Here is a 17,304-nt window from a genome sequence, read left to right on the forward strand (position 1 = left end):
AGAGTTATATATACATATAATTAATATCTAGTATATTTTTAAGTAAAAAATTAAGATACTTAGGTAAAGTATAATTTTCTTTTAACTCTTCATCAGAGGAGCTATCAAAGTTTTTGTATTTTAGCATTATTATTTATAGTAGAATGAGTGTTAAATTATTTAGAAACAAATATCCCTATAAGGGGGATTAAAGTATCTAGTGTCTCCGTAAGGGCACTAAAATCATCTCTATATAATATCATCTGTAGTACATAATTCTTTAATATCTAAAGTTTGTCCAGTATTTCCCTCAAAACAATACATAAATGCCAAAGCTTCCATAATTTTCTTATCTTTAACAAATTTAAATAATCGTTCTTTTCCATAAGTTATTGTATCTTCAACATCAGCTAAATCTTTCTCTACTAAGGGCATCATTGTATTTACTTCTTGAGCTAATAACTGAGGATCTATATTACTAGGATGACTTAGCATATCTCATACCATCATAGTTATAATATTAGCTATATACTAAAATATTCACTATTAATTAAGTTTTCTTTACTAATAGTTACAATTTATTTTATAAGTTAAATTTTGTTCAGTTTAGACTTTAGACAAATAAGTTTATTGACAAAAGTTAATTTTTATTGTATTATGCACCCTTAGTATTTTTTTTGAAAGGCAGTTATGGTAGATATAAACAACAATAAGATTAGCTTAGCACTATTTGAAGGCGGTGGAGTAAAAGGAAATATCCATTTAGAAAAATTAAAAATAATGGAGCAAATAACCGGTAAGCCTACTTGTGAGATATTCGATTTTACTGGAGGGACCAGTGTTGGAGGACTTATTTCTATTTTGCTTAATTTACCGAATCCTAATAATCCCGGGAAACCTTTATTCAGTGCAGCGCAAGCTCAAGAACTGTTTGAAGAAATGGCACACGATATTTTTCCAGTAGGATTAACTTGTAGAAAATTGTGGAGTTTTAATGGCTTATTCAGCCATAAATTTTCTCCTGAACCATTAGTAAAATTATTGAAAGCATATTGTAAGGATTATACCCTCAAGGATTTAATCAGTGATGTTGTAGTTACAGGTTATGATCTAAATAATAAACAAAATCCTCTTATGACCTTCTCTACTATAGATGCTAGACAAAGTGAAGAGAATAATTATTACCTTTCAGATATAATACAAGGCATCACTGCAGCACCTGGATATTTCCCCAGCCACAATTTCCGTAATATAACCAATACTAAATCACATAAAATTATTGATGGTGGAGTATATGCTAATGACCCAACCTTACAAACATGGCAATTATTAAAAGAAAATAACTATAACATAGAAAACGTTTTGTATTTATCATTAAAAGAAGAAAATAATGATGATTACCAAACTGTTTGTTGCGGCGGAGGCATGCTAGAACTAGTGAAAAATAATATGCCCGCTAAAATATTAGCAGCAACACAACAAGCTGATGAACAAACCGCTCAAAGCATTTTTGGTAATAAATTAATAGAAATAGCTACTTATATTCCAGAAAAATATGCTGAGATGAGTAATTCTAGTACTGAAAATCTGCAAGCACTAAAAGAATTTGCTAAAGAATCTATATATGGAAGCTCCACCTTTAGAAATATACCTTATAATGAAAAGTTTAAAGAAGCTATTGATAAAATAATAACTAATTATAATGTAAATAACCCTAACGACCAAATTGTTATGAATGATTTTTACAAAGAGTTATTCCATATTAATACTTCTAATAACGCACTTGATAAAAGTTTTGAACAGGAAGAGGATATAGCAAACAACGAGGATGCAGTGAATACACCGATAGCTCAAGCTCTAGATTCTAAAGATATAGAACCTGAGAAAAAAGAATTATTAGCAGGTATCAAGGAGTTTTTTAATCCATTCATCGAAAAAAATCCAGAAGCAAAAGTAGATCTAGAGAATTTTTTACACGAAATAAAAAATTTGACATTAGCAGAAATTGAAAACAGTATTGTTACTTTTAAAGAAGCTAGATTAAAATGGCAAGCAGAGCAGAATCACCTTGATGTATTTAGTAGCTGTAGTATGGAAGCCTTAAAAGAGGATATGACTCTTGAGGGTGAAGAGCATACAGATGATGTACAAGGTTATCTCTAACTTTCTTAATGTCATTCCCACGTAGGCGGGAATCCAGTCAAAAAAGTATAAATATGCTAGACTTTTAAAACTAAACGCTCGATTTATCTCGCTTTACCTTGGATTCCTGTTTTCGCAGGAATGAAATCGAACGCTTTCTTCGAGCCATACAACAACGCCATAGCTGCTCACAATGACGACACCTGTGTTTAGTTAGGAATATTTGACTTTTTCTTCTTATATAAAATCCAAATACAGTAAAACGAAATAGCAGAGCTAATACTTAAAACGAAGCATAATAAAGCAAAATTGCTTATCGTTGCGCCGTGTATTTTAGAAACCAAATAAGTTACAGCAGCGATAACTACGTAGTATATTGCACCAAATATAGATCCTGCCGTACCTGTTACTTTAGCATAATCCTTCAGTGCATAACTAAGCGTCATAGGGATAAGTAGATTATGCCCAACCATATGAATCATCATCGGTGCAAATATCATAGCGATTGCAAGATTATGACTCGTTGAAATAACTTCTAATATAAAAGCATTTACCGCAAATAATATACAACCGCACAAACTAAAAATAAATCCTAAACCCATAACTTTTTTATCGTGTACATGGCGTTTTTTTATTAAATACCCCCTCCTAAAAAGCCTCCAAAGATAGCGGCAAAAGATAACAAAAACGCTAATTTACCGTAAAAAGATGGCAAAACTTTCATTTTATCAATCAAAATAAAAGGAGCTTCTATGAAAAAACCGTAATATATGCCGTTAAATGCACCGATGATAAAAGCATATAACCAAAGAATTTTATCTTTAATAATTACCTGCAAAACCTCAAAATATTTACTGCTGTGGGAAAAATCTATATAAGAATTTATTTCAGGTAAAACTTTATAATATAGTACCGGTAAGGCTAAAACATACAAAAACATAATGCCAGCTTGAATATTCTATAATATAGTCCCCTATAGATGAACCTAGAGAAGGGATAAATAACAGCCACGGAGATAAGCTAGCATAGATATATGATAACTCTAAGCCTTGATAGGAGTCTCCAGCCATACCTGCCCAATAACAGAACCTACACTTACACCGAAAGCTTGCACAACACGAGCTATCATCAGCATTTCTATATTAACTGCAAAAATGCTAATAATTGAAGATACAACATAAATAAAAAACCCTAATAAAGCTATAGGTCTCCTGCCGTAAATATCCGATCATCTGCCGAGTGATAATATACCAAACGCAAACCATAGAAAATATAATGTAGATGTAATTTGAGTGAGACCGCCGTCAATGCCGAAATATTTGGTTAAACTCGGTAATCCTGAAGTATAAATTTGTTTCCGTAGTCGGTGATAAAATAAATAAGCATAGAAGCATCAATGCCGGAATCTTCGCAATAATTTTCATAAATGATTTTTTTATTTCGGTTCATCGAGTTTTATCGATTAATCCGCTCCAAACAAAATTTTTCCATTATCATTTTTAATCTTTCTATTCTCTCAATCAAGTAAAGTCACTGCTCTCTGCTAATTCTATAATTTTTATCATATCTTGCATCAACGTAAGCTTTTTCTAGTAATTCAAAACATTCTTTTTGTTCGGGAGACGATTGCAGCAATACTTTAAGTAGCTCAACATTATAAATTTGCACAATATCCACCTAGCTTTCTTATATCGTGTAACTTTGGTTTGTAACGGGCCAAAACTAATAAAATGTTACTGTAAACACTTTCAGTGGCTTGATGCAGCTCAAAAGCACTTTTACTAAAATCACCTCTTTCTAATGGGTATTTACAATCAATAAAAAAACTCTTGCCTCTACCAAACCAGTATTCATAATCTTCTTTAGCTATTTCTTTTACTTCACTCCAAGGCAAATTTTTAGCTCGAGAAAGCTGCTCGCCACTATCATATAAAAGAATACCTTCATTCTTAATATCGGTATAAAAATAACGCCCTTTTTCAAGCTTGTCATTTACCTCACTTATAGATTCGCATATTATAGATATCCAAGGTTCTAGCGAAAAAACCTCGGCTTTTCTTAAGCCTGTTTGTTCTAACCTTTTTTCTATCTTAGATTCTACCCTTAAAGTAGCATGCTCCTTAAATTTACCTTTTTTTCTACTAAAAAGTCAAAATCACTTGTATAACTATAAGTAGTATGATCTTCCGTATACATATCTTTAACCCAATCACCTCTAGCATACGAGCCATACAAAATAATCAGGGCAATTTTATCCTTGGCAACAGCCAAAATTTGCTGCACTATATAATCAAGCCTATCTTGCACTTCAAGAGACCGTTTTGGTCAAATTGTTTTCATAGCTGATCGTTATTTAAACGTTAAATCTAAAATGTACTATATCCCCATCCTGCATTTTATATTCTTTACCCTCTAAACGCATTTTACCTACTTCCTTGGCTTTTGCTTCACTACCGAGATTTATGTAATCTTTATAGCCGATAACTTCTGCTCTGATAAAACCTTTTTCAAAATCGGTATGAATAATACCGGCAGCAGCCGGTGCAAGTGTGCCGTCTTTAAAAGTCCAGCTATGGGCTTCCTTTGGTCCTATAGTAAAAAAGCTTTTAAGGTTTAAAAGATTATACCCCTCTTTAATGACTTTATTAAGCCCTGTTTCGTCTAAACCTATAAATTTTAAAAACTCTTCCTTTTCTTCCATGCTTTCAAGTAAAGCAATTTCAGCTTCTATTTTTGAAGAAATTACGACACTTTTAGCATTTTCTTTCTTTGCTCTTTCCGCTACTAATTTTGTAAATTCATTACCTATAGCTGCATCTTTTTCAAGTACGTTACATATATATAAAACGGGCTTAGAGGTAATTAACTGCAATTGTTTTAAATTATCAACTCTTAAAGCTTCATTTAGCACTCTTGCAGGTTTATCCTCACCTAATACCTTATAAACCTCTTTTAACAGCTCTATCTGCTCTGCCATAGCTTTATCGCCTGACTTCAAGCGTTTTTCACTTGTAGCTAAACGCTTTTCAACCGATTCTATATCGGCAAGTATTAATTCCGTTTCAATAATCTCGAGGTCATGCAGCGGATCGACTTTGTTATGTACGTGCGTTATATCCTCATCTTCAAAACAACGCAGTACATGCAGTATTGCATCGACTTCCCTGATATGAGATAAGAACTTATTACCTAGCCCTTCCCCTTTGCTTGCTCCTTTAACAAGCCCTGCAATATCAACAAACTCAATATAAGACGGAATAATTTTACCGCTCCCGGCTAAGCTTGCTAGTTTATGCAAACGCGCATCAGGCACTAAAACTTTGCTGCTATTAGGCTCAATAGTACAAAACGGATAATTAGCGGCATCTGCAGCCTGACTTGCCGTTAAGGCATTAAATAACGTCGACTTACCGACATTCGGCAACCCAACAATTCCGAGTTTTAGTGTCATAAATTTTTCCGTAAATAATACATTATAGAATCTTTTTCGCAACCGTGCATAGCAAATTCAATTTTATACCCCAGTTTCTCATAAAACGATTTTGCTTGGCAGTCCATAGTAACAAGATGAATAAAATTACAGCCTCGTTCACGTGCTAAATCCTCAACCTTTTGCATTAGTACAGTACCATAATTTTAGTTTCTTATATTTTCATTAACAAAGAGTGAATCAATGTAAAATCCCCCCAAGAACTCATACCGCTAATTCCTACAACAAAATTTTTATCCTGATCTAAACAGGAAAATGAAAAAGATTCAATATCTCCTACTAACCCCTTTTGTTCTCTAGCATCTTTGTTCAAAGCCTCAATAATTATAGTGCTATGAGTTCTATCCATTGCATCAGCATAAACAATTTCAAAATTTTGTGTCATAAATCTTTGCTTCTTTGCTGTTTAGTTTTAATATCGTTTTCCCGTCATTGCGAGGAGATGCATAGCATCAACGTGACAATCTCGTGAAGTAGTATAGAATTCCTGAGATTGCTTCGTCAAAACTTACAGTTTTTCCTCGCAATGACGAGTTGGTATCATCCACACAGCAACGTCGATCAAGTCGTAGGAATAACATTGAATATATCAAGCTATCTTATTCTTAAATTCTTCTAACTTATTCTCTAATATTAAACCAAAGTTACTAGTGATTCTATCTATAGCTTGCATTACTGTTTCATACTCCGGTTTAGAGAAATGATTAAGTACGTAATCTGCTACATCCTGATTATTTTGCGGTCTACCGACTCCAATCCTAATCCGGTTATAATTATTACCTATAACCCCATCAATCGACTTTAAACCATTATGCCCACCATTACCGCCACCGGTTTTAAATTTTATTCTACCTGTGTCTAAATCAATATCATCATGAATAACAAAGATTTTTGCAGGGTAGATATTATAATATGTTTTCACCGATATCACTGACTTACCGGACAAGTTCATATAGGTGGTAGGCTTTATAAAAATTATCTTTTGTCCATCACTAATAGTTTCAGCAATTTCACAATTGAATTTTTTCTTTGTACTAAATGATGAATTATATTGGTTTGCTATTTTCTCTATAGCAATAAAGCCGACATTATGCCTCGTATATTGATACTCTTTTCCTGGATTACCAAGACCAATAACAAGAAGCATAATAATTTACCTAATAACTAGTAATGAAAAATTTTTGAAGAAGTATTGATTTGCAAGAAGTACAGAATAATGTCATTCTTAGCTCAGCATTATTGCGTGGATCGAAAAACCTACTCGATGTCATACCGTGGCTTGACCACGGTATCCAGAAAAAAAATTAACAAAGACTGGATACCGCTACAAGCTCGCAGTATGACAATTAAAGATTACCGGATTCCCGCTTCTAGCTAGGAATGGCATAAAACGAGCCAAACAACAACGCCCACAAATCCTCGCAATAACGATTTAAGTATCTAAGCAAGTCCTTATCGTGAGAATTATCTTACTTCCCTGCTTCAGCGGCTTGTTGCTCCCCTTCAGCTTCAGTTTTTGCTCCTCTACGTCCTATAATAGTTGCAAGGACAAATTCTTTTTTTGTAACAAAACTACATCCTTTCGGTAATTCTATTTTTGACGATTTTAGCGAAGTAGCCATAGGCATATTAGTAACATCTATAGTTATGTTTCTTGGGATATTATTAACATCACATAATAAAGTAACTCTTCTTTTTACTATATTAAAGTATCCACCTCTTTTAACGCCTAAAGCTCTTTCTTTCCCTTCATATACTACAGGTACTTCCATTTTTTGGGTTTTCTCTTCTAAAAAGACAAAATCAACATGGCGTACTATATCCGTAACAGGATGTAATTCTACAGCCTTCGGCAATACTTTATATTTTTTCTTATCAATTGTTAAATTAATTAACTGAGAGATAAAAGCCGGCTTTCTATAATATTTAGTTATTTCCTTTTCTTCCAAAGAAATACTAACAGGTGTTTTACCCGCTCCATAAATAATAGCCGGAACACGCCCTGCTCTTCTTAATGCTCTTGCTGCTCCCGTACCGAATTCCGTGCGGGACTCCGCTTCAAGTTCTAATATTTCACTCATTATTACTCCATATTAACTTATAATAAATCTTCATTATCATACTTAATTACAATTAAAAATTCAAGTAAATTAATTTTTGACTAGAATATAGGAGTAATATATTCCTTAGTTAAAATTCTTTAATTTATTGGATATTGAAAAGAAATTTAGTTCTAACCGAAATTATTTTGTAAGGAAATTATGAAACAGATATAACCTAAGCGTAGTGCAAATCCCTCAAACTGTGGAGAAGAAATTGCTGCCAAGGATATAATAAGGATTTTCTCCTTGAATCTATTATGTACTCTTCTGACTCTGACTATATTGGGCGTGATAGCGAGAGTGAAGATGACGATTCTTATGCATCAATACTCTTGTTAAAAATAAAGAACCGGAATGCAAAATTCACTTAGATTTAGTTTAGTATATTACATATGTGCTACCAAACAAATGTTAGAGCACAAGCAGAAAATGCGAAGGTTTCTAATTTAGACAATGAAAGGCAGGTAATTAAATGTAGTACAACTCCAACAATTCTGTACCGAAAGTTCAATTGAATCTATGATAACATCAACATCAAAAAGCAACATAGATGCTGACAAAATTATCTTACCTTTCCCTTCTGTAGAACAACAAAGACAATTAGGGAAATTATATCGTTATAATTAAAAATTTTAAAGAGCTTTACCCTTCTAATTCTGACAATGATAACGTTGGAATAGTAATATTATTAGGTGATGAAAAGGGGTCATACGGCGACCTAAATCTATGGGATATTTAAAAATTTATGAGTTTGCAGAGATAATCTAGCACCGCTTTCTAATGCTAATTTTACTGCTAACTCATTATTTTCGCCATTAAGTCTTTGGTTGTTTTGATCCATAGGTTGAATAAAAACCGGTATATTATAAGAGGTTTGCCCTACTTCCGGTATGAGACTATATTCTAAAATATTTTTAGCAACGATAAATTTCACCGCACTAATTTTAGGCAATAAATCTTCTCTTATTTTACTATAACCGGTTTTACCTACCTTCGGCGAACAAATTATAGACACTTCTTTCGGCAAAGAACGATATAACGTACCGTTAGTCTCTATTTGAACTTTAACATCTCGGTCTAATAACTTCTGACATAATAACTCTATAGGTTGACGCATCGGCTCACCGCCGGTTATTACTACTAAATTAATCGATTTTTCATTTTTAGAATTTAATGCCAGGCTTTCTACTTTATTCAAAATCTTATCTATATCTACTAAATCAAAATCTTCAAACTCCGTATCACAAAAATTACAAGCAAGATTACATCCTCCAAGCCTAATAAAGATCGCAGGACAACCTACAAAAATGCCCTCCCCTTGTATAGTCTTAAAAATAGACTGTACCTCTAACTGAGTACCATCACCGTTTAATATGCTTCTTTTAGGATTTTGTCCAAACATTTTTAAATTATTATCGATTGATTAAAAACATTATAGTACATTTTTATAAAAAAATCTTGCAATAACTAATAAAAAAAACTATTATCTAGGTTTCATCGGTCATATGGCTTTGGTATGCCTAATGTTTTACCGTTTAAACCTAGAAATACCAATTATAAGGAACAATATGCCTAAATTAAAAACAAAGTCTGCTGTAAAAAAACGTTTTAAACTTACTGCTAGCGGCAAGGTTATTGCATCTCAAGCAGGTAAAAAACATTTTATGCGTCGTCGTACTAAAGCTCAAATTCGTAACCTTAGAGGAACTACAATACTTTGTCCTCAAGACGGATATAATATTAAAAAATATTTTTTACCGTACGGTATAAATTAATTAACTAGGAGCTAAAGCAATGACACGTGCAAAATCAGGAAAAATTTCCAAAAATCGACATAAAAAAATCCTTAAATTAGCCAAAGGCTATAGAGGTAGAGCAAATAGCTGTTTTAGAGTAGCTATTGAGAAAGTAGAAAAAGCCCTCCAATATGCTTATAGAGATCGTAGAAACCGTAAACGTGATTTTAGAGGCTTATGGATTCAAAGAATAAATGCAGCAGTAAGAGAACATGGGCTTGTTTACTCTCAATTTATGGGAGCTCTTAAAAAAACAGAAATCGATATAGATCGTAAAGTACTTGCAGAACTTGCCGTCAATAACAGTGACGGATTCGTAAGTATCGTAGAAAAAGCAAAAGCACATATTTAAGTATTTAATGTCATCTCGTGGTCAAGCCACGGGATGACATATTTATAATAATTAATTTTTATTTTCGTTCGGTATAAATATTATGAAACGTACATTTCAACCTAGTAATTTAGTTAGAAAAAGAAGACATGGTTTTAGATCTAGAATGGCTACTCCAACCGGAAGAGCAATCTTAAGAAAACGTCGTGCTAAAGGTAGACATAAATTATCTGCTTAAAATAATCTGATTTATCAAATTGTCTATTACCTCTTTAAAAAATCAAAAAGAATTTGAGCTTATAAATAAGCTTGGAAAGAAGCTCCATGAGAGATATTTTATTTTGGTAATCGCCACAAAACTTCCAAAAATCTTCCTTGAATCAAAATATAACACCTTTTTAGGAATCAAAGTTAGCAGAAAGCTAAATAAAAAAGCTGTAGTTCGTAACAAAATTAAAAGGCGTATACGACATCTAATTAGAATTATTGTTAGTGATTCTAGCTTTAAGGCTATAAAATTTGCAATGATTATTATTCCGAGAAAAGGATTTGAAGAGATAAACTTCTCACACTTGAATTATGAATTAAGTAAAGTAATTCTAAGAAATATTTAGATTTCAATAGACCTCTTCGGAAACTCGCTTATAGAGAGGAATTTGAAGGAGACACGGAACACAGAACCGCAGCATACAAAAGAGTACGTGAGGATTCAAGTACCGGATCGACGTACAAATTACCTCTAGAAGTAGAGTTTCCGAAGAGGTCTATTGAAATGACTTGGCATTACTCGCGTGGCTTGGTTTTACCGTCATTGCGAGGAAAAATTGAAAATTTTGACGAAGCAATCCAGTAAAAAATTCTGAATTACAGATTTTTTACTATTTTTTATAGATTGCCACGCTTCTTGCAGTCGCTACGTTGTGGCATGGCTCGTTTTATGTCATTCCCGCTTTCGCGGGAATGACATCGAGTAGGTTTTTCAAGCCATGCAAGCAAGCCTTCCACGGGAATAATATTGAATTTACTTATATTCCCTCTGTCCCCTCTCCTAATGCCGGTACTTCTTCTACTACAATAAGTGTTGTATCTATAGTATTTTCTTCAGATGTAAATTGAATTTACTTATATTCCCTCTGTCCCCTCTCCTAATGCCGGTACTTCTTCTACTACAATAAGTGTTGTATCTATAGTATTTTCTTCAGATGTAATAGTATTTATAGTAGAATTATAATATTTTTTTACTAATTCGATAACGTCTAAATTATGCGTCTCTTCTGCCGTATAAATATTAGAGCTACCTACCTCTATAGTACTATGCTCAAGTACAGCTTTTAGAATAGCTAAATCACCTTTCTCTATAGCCTGATCCAGATTATATGATTCTATTTTTGTAGTACTATGCTCAAGTACAGCTTTTAGAATAGCTAAATCACTTTCCTCTATAGCCTTACCAAGATTATATAATTCTATTTTTGTAGTACTATGCTCAAGTACAGCTTTTAGAATAGCTAAATCACCTTTCTCTATAGCCTTATCCAGATTATATGATGCTATTTTTGTAGTACTATGCTCAAGTACAGCTTTTAGAATAGCTAAATCACCTTTCTCTATAGCCTTATCCAGATTATATGATTCTATTTTTGTAGTACTATGCTCCAGTACAACTTTTAGAATAGCTAAATCACCTTTCTCTATAGCCTTATCCAGATTATATGATGCTATTTTTGTAGTACTATGCTCAAGTACAGCTTTTAGAATAGCTAAATCACCTTTCTCTATAGCCTTATCCAGATTATATAATTCTATTTTTGTAGTACTATGCTCAAATACAGCTTTTAGAATAGCTAAATCACCTTTCTCTATAGCCTTATCCAGATTATATGATGCTATTTTTGTAGTACTATGCTCAAGTACAGCTTTTAGAATAGCTAAATCACCTTTCTCTATAGCCTTATCCAGATTATATGATTCTATTTTTGTAGTACTATGCTCAAGTACAGCTTTTAGAATAGCTAAATCACCTTTCTCTATAGCCTTATCCAGATTATATGATGCTATTTTTGTAGTACTATGCTCAAGTATAGCTTTTAGAATAACTAAATCACCTTTCTCTATAGCCTTATCCAGATTATAGGTACTTACTTTAGTATTACCATAATTAAGTAAACAAATTAATAGTTCAGAATTCCCTTGCTCTATAGCGTCCCCTATACTAGTATCAGTGTATAATCCTTTCTGATTTAACATAGTCTCTATCTTGCTTAGAGAAAATTTATTAAAATTATATGTTTCTAAGGTTAAAGCTCTACTAAATACCCTGATTAAGTCATCGTATGTTAATTCTTTCGGCTTTGTTTCTATATTTAAGTTAAATATTTCAGGATATGATTCATGATATTTCGCATGAATATTTTTATAAAATTTTACAAAAGCTTTATATTCTTTATGTAGAAAAGACGGCAACTCCGCTATACTTTTCATCTTTTTAATTTTATTAGCACTTAAAGAAAAACTATAAATTTGATCGTCTAATTTATAGCTTATACTAAAATCTGATGCTACTAATAGATGAAAATAATCTCTTATATATTCAATCAATAAAAAGTCATTTTGTGTTCTAGCATCGTAATTATTTTGAGCTAATTGTATAATATTTGCATCGCTGGCCTTGTTATAAGTGCATAACACCATGTTGCCCTGTATCCAATCTAAATGATGTTGAGCGGCTCCTGAATGACAAGAAAATATATGAACAATATTACATTGATTTGCAATGGTATTATTTTGTATTTTATTAAGCAGTGTAATATCTAACACAGAAGTTGTACCTTCATCAGAAAATATACTCATTGATAAGTAAGAAGGCTCAGGCATAAAATATGATTTAATTTTTTCCCATAAACCTAAATTAGTAGGTTTATAGAAAAACTCTGATCCATGTACATTTATAAAATATTCACTACCTGTACCTGAAGGTAAGTCAGCTAAGGTTTTTATTTCCTTGATATCAGGATTTTCATTTTTCATACTGATATTCGGACCTTTAAACAATATTTTTTGCATATTTATATCCTTATATAATTAACTTAATTACCATATTCTATGGGAATTACCACATAATATGGTAATTTTTATAAAAGTCAAGATAGAGTGGGTATTTTATTCATAGCTGTTAAGTTTTTAATAAGAAAAAATCATATAAAACTATATAGTATTTATAAAAATTTAGAGTTGATAATTATATAGATAATAGCATTGACAATAAGGCTATAAAGTAACCGGCAAAAAAGGGATAAGATTTAAAACAATCTTATCCCTAGTTGCGAATAAAAATAGAGTTTAGAAAGAACTTGCAATATTATTTATTAAATCTCCGGATCAGTATTTCCCAATATTGTTGTATCTGAATTATTATCCGTATTTTCTTCCATAAAATTTAAATTGAGTGCAATAGTATTATTTAAAAGAATTTCAGAAGTGATTCCTTAATTACTGATTGACCATTATTTATATTTTCTATTATACCTTTTGAAACAATATTTGACCCTAATGTACCCTCACTAGATATATTTAAAGTACTGCCTGATACTAGATTTAGTGTACCAACGATATTCAAAGACCTTACTGCTTCTATAAAATTACGGTAGTATCAGAATTGAATGAGATATTACTAAGAATCACATTTGATGCTATAATAAGTTTAAGAGTATTCATATGCATAGAGTCTAAATGAATATCTAAACAATCTTCAACCTTTATTTCTTTTAAATAATTTTCTTATGCCCCTTTTGACATCTCAAGTAACTCATTTTTAGAAATAGTCATTTTTTCTGTTAATTTATATAAATTTCTATCTTTTAAGAGATCTAATAAAATTTTTACTAGGTAACAACTGCAATAGTTCCTTATAAGTTATGGTATCGGAACACCATTTTATTAACTTCCAATTTCAAAAAAGAATTTTTTATTATTTTCTTCTGTTAGTGTTCTATAGAATTTTATCCGCTCATCATTTACCGTAAAATCATCAGCTCACTTTTTGAGCGTTTCTTCTAACCTATCTAATATTGCTAAATCACAAAATCATTACTGTTATGTATTTGATCATTATTAAAAGTAAGGATTGTACTATTTCCTGCTATTAACTCACATAACTTATCTAACTCATGACCAACTACGTAATCAATATCTTTAAAACTAAGTTGCTTTTGTTTCAATAATTTTTAAATATTTTCATTAAGAAGATAAGTTGTTTTTGTTTGTATCGTTTATTGCTCCAAGTTCATTGATACCTTTGTGCTTATCATCTTCATAATAATTACGAGCAATTTCAAATAATTTTGTTACTGCATTTGCACTAGCTATATCATTATAACTAGCTAATGTATTTAATAATTCATGATTTGAAATAATAGCTTTCATTTCTTCTGCACTTAATATTTGCTCTTTCACTAAAAAATGATCTTCCATCTTTTCTATTGATGATTAGCTCTTACCGCTTGTACCCTTGCCCCTAATTGTTTATAACGATCTATACTTTCCTTATCTTGTTTTTTCTTATACACCTCTTCTATTGCTTTTCGCTCTAATTCATTACTCTTATTCTACTCCCAAGCCTTTTTTTCTTCATTTTCAGGTTGATCGTTTTTAATACGCTCTATTGTGTATCTATTTCTACAAATTTCTCTTCTATAGATATACTTGATTTTTTATATACTTCTGCAAAAAATTCATAATTTTTATCTTTAATATATTTCCTAAATTCTGATTTTAATCTAAAGAATTCTTGCATGACTGCAGAATTTTTAATAATCTCAGGCAATTCCAAATTATTTAAATCACCTTGGATATATTGAAAATTTTCTTTTTGCTTTTCATAGTCAAATAAAAATTCTGCTTTTATATACTCTTCAATAGCATCAATAACACTTACTACAAAACTTGTCTTTTCTACTTCAAAATCTAATTCGCTCATATTTAAATCCTAATTATTATTAAATTGAAATTTAAGAAATTTTAACTGTTGGTAATATAGTCAATTCAATGAGATTTGCATAAAAGGCGCAAGACACGAAACCTATAACTAATAGGAAAGCAACGAGTAATGATGTAGGTGAGCCCAAATCAATTGACTATAAAATACGGTCATTGATTTTTATGCAAAATTCTATCGAACTATTCTCAATAAAAACTTACAACCACTTCCGTTTCTTAAAATATTTATAGGTAATAATTGTAGATAATAGCATTAAGAATAAGGCTATAGGATAACCATACGGTGATTTAAGCTCAGGCATTACGGTAAAATTCATGCCGTAAATACTAGCTATTAAAGTGGGTGGGAGAAAAAATATAGTAACCAACGAAAAAATTTTAATAATATTATTTTGTTCAATTGCAATCATACCGAGTGCTGCGTCTAGGGTTCTTGCAATCTCGCTAGATATAAATTGTGAAAAATTAATTATTGAATCTACGTCTCGAAGCAATGTATCTAATAGATCCTTAGATGCTTTATTGTGAGTTATTTGTGGAGATTTTAAAATATATTGAATAGCCATAGTTAAAGAAAATAAACACTCACGGCTTTTAGAAAGTAAATCACCTTTTCGACCTATTTTCTTTAATACATTGGTATGATCTATACGCAAATCATTAATATTATTATCAAGTATTAAACGTCCATAATCATCAATATCCATACTAATCGACTGTACAATATTCGATAATCTTGTTACCATATTACGAAGTAACATAAATAAAATATTTTCTGCATTATGTTTGTTATTAAGCTGCTTAGCAAATTTATTTATACAGTCATTAAAGGGTATTAATTCTACGTAACGAACTGTTATAAGACAACATTTATGCAAAATAAATACTATAGAATGTGTTTCAGGAAATTCTTGCTCTTTATTAACGAGTTCCGTAATAGTTAGATATAATGCCTCATTTTCAACATATAACCTCTCAGAAATCTCAATTTGCGATATGTCCTTTAAAGTCGGTATTTCTATATTTAATGTATTTTTTACTATTACTTTTTCTTCATCTGTTATATTGAATAAATCAATCCATAATGTGGATTCATTAATAATATATTCTGCATTTTTTACTATAGAACTATTTTCCTTTAAATATGTAGTTATCATATAATCTCAAATATGTTTTTATAGAGATTAACAAACTTCACTCTTTAAAGCAACTGAAAGCTTTTATTCTCGTAGCTGATTCCTATTATTAGACTTCTTGCATAACCTATCTTAGAAAGAGGGACTTGAAAGAAAGACGGAAGCACTTGCCACCGCAGCGTACACGCAAGTAACGTGAGGATGCAAGTACCGGATTGACGTACAAATCGCCTTTAGAAGGAGGTTATGCAAGAAGTCTATTTTCTAAATAACAAATAATATACAATATAAAACCATCCAAAAAATCCATGAATAATAGCCCATAATATTGATTTATTCACATTAAATGATATTACTTATTGCAAGTATTGTTCCAAGAGCAATACCACCACCATATCCTAAGTAATTCATATATTGTATCCTTAATATTTTTGAGAGGATATATCCTATTTCAAAAAAACCTTATAATTTATAGCTAACAAGAGCAGAGAAGCCACAGACAAGAAACAACAGCAGTTATAAAATGTTCGGCATTCGAGGGCTTACAAAGATATTGCTGCCAATTTTTTAAGTTCTATCTGAATATATACGTTCCTTACAAAAGCAGAACTTTATATATTAATTATTTTTTTGCAGTAAGATTCCAAATTTTCTCTGCTTTACTTCCAAGCTACCAAAAGCTTATTCCTAGAATTGTAAAAATACTGCTTTATAAGTTGTATTCAAAAAATCTTGTATATAAATTAATAAATAAAAAAGTAACCCCAAATCCTTTAGTTACCGAATTATCTTGTTTTGAACCGTGATAAATAGCTGCTCCAGACATTAAAGCAAATAATAAAGACCAATGAAATAATTCTATCGGCTTTACCGGCTTTAAGTAATAATCTTCAGGATCATAATTTCCAAATATTGATAATAACCACATTGCAATAAATGAGTATAATAAACCAACTACAAGAGTTACTTGAGTAAAATGATTGAATGTTTTATTTTCTTCTAGTGCAAGAGCAGAGAATGCTAATATTCCTCCAAATAATATAAAACGTAATGGATAATTCATACCTAAGTAATATGCTCCCCATCCTGACATATACCCGGTTTCTGCTCCTATCCAACTTACCTAGTGCAATTAAAGCAACGCACCAAATTAAATTTGATTTAGAGAAATATCCTAATATGGCATAAACAATAAAAGATAAAAGCAATAAAATGGAAAAATGTCCACTCCCTGAATCAAATGCTTTTCCTAGTTGATAAATAGCACAAACAGTGGTTAAGACCCCTCAAAATAATACTGACCCATTGCTAAAAATTTTCTCTGGTTTTTGTT

20 protein-coding genes and 4 pseudogenes are annotated in these 17,304 nt (G+C 31.3%); 6 read left to right on the forward strand and 18 right to left on the reverse strand.

Annotated elements, in window-relative coordinates:
* Positions 1–155: 155 nt before the first annotated feature.
* Positions 156–474: pseudogene (locus RAF_RS04685) on the reverse strand (hypothetical protein).
* 195 nt (positions 475–669) lie between these two features.
* On the opposite strand from RAF_RS04685, the gene RAF_RS04690 reads away from it, so the two are divergent.
* The gene (locus RAF_RS04690) at positions 670–2,142 is read left to right on the forward strand and encodes a patatin-like phospholipase family protein (RefSeq protein WP_012719888.1); all 1,473 of its coding nucleotides are present in this window, start codon (positions 670–672) and stop codon (positions 2,140–2,142) included.
* Positions 2,143–2,330: 188 nt separating this feature from the next.
* On the opposite strand, the pseudogene RAF_RS08815 reads toward RAF_RS04690, so the two are convergent.
* From RAF_RS08815 to RAF_RS04745, 10 genes and pseudogenes are all read right to left on the reverse strand, one after another.
* Positions 2,331–3,545, reverse strand: a pseudogene (locus RAF_RS08815) (Bcr/CflA family efflux MFS transporter).
* 106 nt (positions 3,546–3,651) lie between these two features.
* Complete coding sequence (locus RAF_RS10000; RefSeq protein WP_234943875.1) at positions 3,652–3,789, reverse strand: hypothetical protein; 138 nt, start codon at positions 3,787–3,789, stop codon at positions 3,652–3,654.
* Positions 3,776–4,015, reverse strand: a complete 240-nt coding sequence (locus RAF_RS10005) for a HEPN domain-containing protein (protein ID WP_041471910.1) — start codon at positions 4,013–4,015, stop codon at positions 3,776–3,778. Before RAF_RS10005 ends, RAF_RS10000 begins: the two co-directional genes overlap by 14 nt.
* Before the next feature lie 209 nt (positions 4,016–4,224).
* Entirely contained in the window at positions 4,225–4,392 is a 168-nt protein-coding gene (locus RAF_RS04715; RefSeq protein ID WP_004997933.1) for a nucleotidyltransferase domain-containing protein, read from the reverse strand.
* Positions 4,393–4,474: 82 nt separating this feature from the next.
* Positions 4,475–5,572 carry a redox-regulated ATPase YchF gene (gene ychF / locus RAF_RS04720; RefSeq protein WP_010977527.1) on the reverse strand — a complete coding sequence of 366 codons (1,098 nt, stop codon included), beginning with the start codon at positions 5,570–5,572 and terminating at the stop codon, positions 4,475–4,477.
* Entirely contained in the window at positions 5,569–5,739 is a 171-nt protein-coding gene (locus tag RAF_RS04725) for a GNAT family N-acetyltransferase (protein ID WP_004997930.1), read from the reverse strand. The genes ychF and RAF_RS04725 overlap by 4 nt, the downstream gene beginning before the upstream one ends.
* A 26-nt stretch (positions 5,740–5,765) precedes the next feature.
* Complete coding sequence (locus tag RAF_RS04730; protein ID WP_041471911.1) at positions 5,766–5,996, reverse strand: hypothetical protein; 231 nt, start codon at positions 5,994–5,996, stop codon at positions 5,766–5,768.
* A gap of 204 nt (positions 5,997–6,200) precedes the next feature.
* Positions 6,201–6,758 carry an aminoacyl-tRNA hydrolase gene (gene pth / locus RAF_RS04735; RefSeq protein WP_012719889.1) on the reverse strand — a complete coding sequence of 186 codons (558 nt, stop codon included), beginning with the start codon at positions 6,756–6,758 and terminating at the stop codon, positions 6,201–6,203.
* Positions 6,759–7,080: 322 nt separating this feature from the next.
* A complete protein-coding gene (locus RAF_RS04740) occupies positions 7,081–7,692 on the reverse strand; it encodes a 50S ribosomal protein L25/general stress protein Ctc (protein WP_012719890.1) in 612 nt (203 codons plus the stop codon).
* A 745-nt stretch (positions 7,693–8,437) separates the two neighbouring features.
* Entirely contained in the window at positions 8,438–9,115 is a 678-nt protein-coding gene (locus RAF_RS04745; protein ID WP_004997925.1) for a 7-carboxy-7-deazaguanine synthase QueE, read from the reverse strand.
* Positions 9,116–9,281: 166 nt separating this feature from the next.
* Here RAF_RS04745 and rpmI point away from each other — a divergent pair, with 166 nt between their 5' ends.
* The 5 genes and pseudogenes from rpmI to RAF_RS10785 all read left to right on the forward strand — a co-directional run.
* On the forward strand, positions 9,282–9,488 hold the full coding sequence (rpmI, locus tag RAF_RS04750; RefSeq protein ID WP_004997924.1) for a 50S ribosomal protein L35: 207 nt from the start codon (positions 9,282–9,284) through the stop codon (positions 9,486–9,488).
* Positions 9,489–9,507: 19 nt separating this feature from the next.
* Positions 9,508–9,861 carry a 50S ribosomal protein L20 gene (gene rplT / locus RAF_RS04755; RefSeq protein WP_004997919.1) on the forward strand — a complete coding sequence of 118 codons (354 nt, stop codon included), beginning with the start codon at positions 9,508–9,510 and terminating at the stop codon, positions 9,859–9,861.
* A gap of 82 nt (positions 9,862–9,943) precedes the next feature.
* Positions 9,944–10,078: a 50S ribosomal protein L34 gene (gene rpmH, locus RAF_RS04760; protein WP_011270688.1), complete on the forward strand. Its 135-nt coding sequence runs from the start codon at positions 9,944–9,946 to the stop codon at positions 10,076–10,078.
* A gap of 19 nt (positions 10,079–10,097) precedes the next feature.
* Complete coding sequence (gene rnpA / locus RAF_RS04765; protein WP_010977534.1) at positions 10,098–10,454, forward strand: ribonuclease P protein component; 357 nt, start codon at positions 10,098–10,100, stop codon at positions 10,452–10,454.
* A 5-nt stretch (positions 10,455–10,459) separates the two neighbouring features.
* Positions 10,460–10,693: pseudogene (locus RAF_RS10785) on the forward strand (palindromic element RPE1 domain-containing protein); the annotation flags it as partial.
* Between the two features lie 269 nt (positions 10,694–10,962).
* Here the strand turns inward: RAF_RS10785 and RAF_RS04770 are convergent.
* The 7 genes and pseudogenes from RAF_RS04770 to RAF_RS08110 form a co-directional block, all read right to left on the reverse strand.
* Positions 10,963–12,903: a hypothetical protein gene (locus RAF_RS04770; RefSeq protein WP_012719891.1), complete on the reverse strand. Its 1,941-nt coding sequence runs from the start codon at positions 12,901–12,903 to the stop codon at positions 10,963–10,965.
* 397 nt (positions 12,904–13,300) lie between these two features.
* Positions 13,301–13,560 (reverse strand): annotated as a pseudogene (locus RAF_RS04775) (hypothetical protein).
* A gap of 350 nt (positions 13,561–13,910) precedes the next feature.
* Positions 13,911–14,057, reverse strand: coding sequence for a hypothetical protein (locus RAF_RS09460; RefSeq protein ID WP_016830870.1), 147 nt, complete (start codon positions 14,055–14,057; stop codon positions 13,911–13,913).
* Between the two features lie 19 nt (positions 14,058–14,076).
* Positions 14,077–14,310: a hypothetical protein gene (locus RAF_RS04780; protein WP_041471912.1), complete on the reverse strand. Its 234-nt coding sequence runs from the start codon at positions 14,308–14,310 to the stop codon at positions 14,077–14,079.
* A gap of 187 nt (positions 14,311–14,497) precedes the next feature.
* Positions 14,498–14,815: a hypothetical protein gene (locus RAF_RS04785; protein ID WP_012719892.1), complete on the reverse strand. Its 318-nt coding sequence runs from the start codon at positions 14,813–14,815 to the stop codon at positions 14,498–14,500.
* 217 nt (positions 14,816–15,032) lie between these two features.
* Positions 15,033–15,992, reverse strand: coding sequence for a magnesium transporter CorA family protein (locus RAF_RS04790; protein WP_010977540.1), 960 nt, complete (start codon positions 15,990–15,992; stop codon positions 15,033–15,035).
* A 688-nt stretch (positions 15,993–16,680) separates the two neighbouring features.
* Positions 16,681–17,064 carry a hypothetical protein gene (locus RAF_RS08110; protein WP_012719893.1) on the reverse strand — a complete coding sequence of 128 codons (384 nt, stop codon included), beginning with the start codon at positions 17,062–17,064 and terminating at the stop codon, positions 16,681–16,683.
* Between the last annotated feature and the right edge of the window lie 240 nt (positions 17,065–17,304).

Source organism: Rickettsia africae ESF-5 (assembly GCF_000023005.1).
In the GTDB taxonomy this organism is placed as follows: domain Bacteria; phylum Pseudomonadota; class Alphaproteobacteria; order Rickettsiales; family Rickettsiaceae; genus Rickettsia; species Rickettsia rickettsii.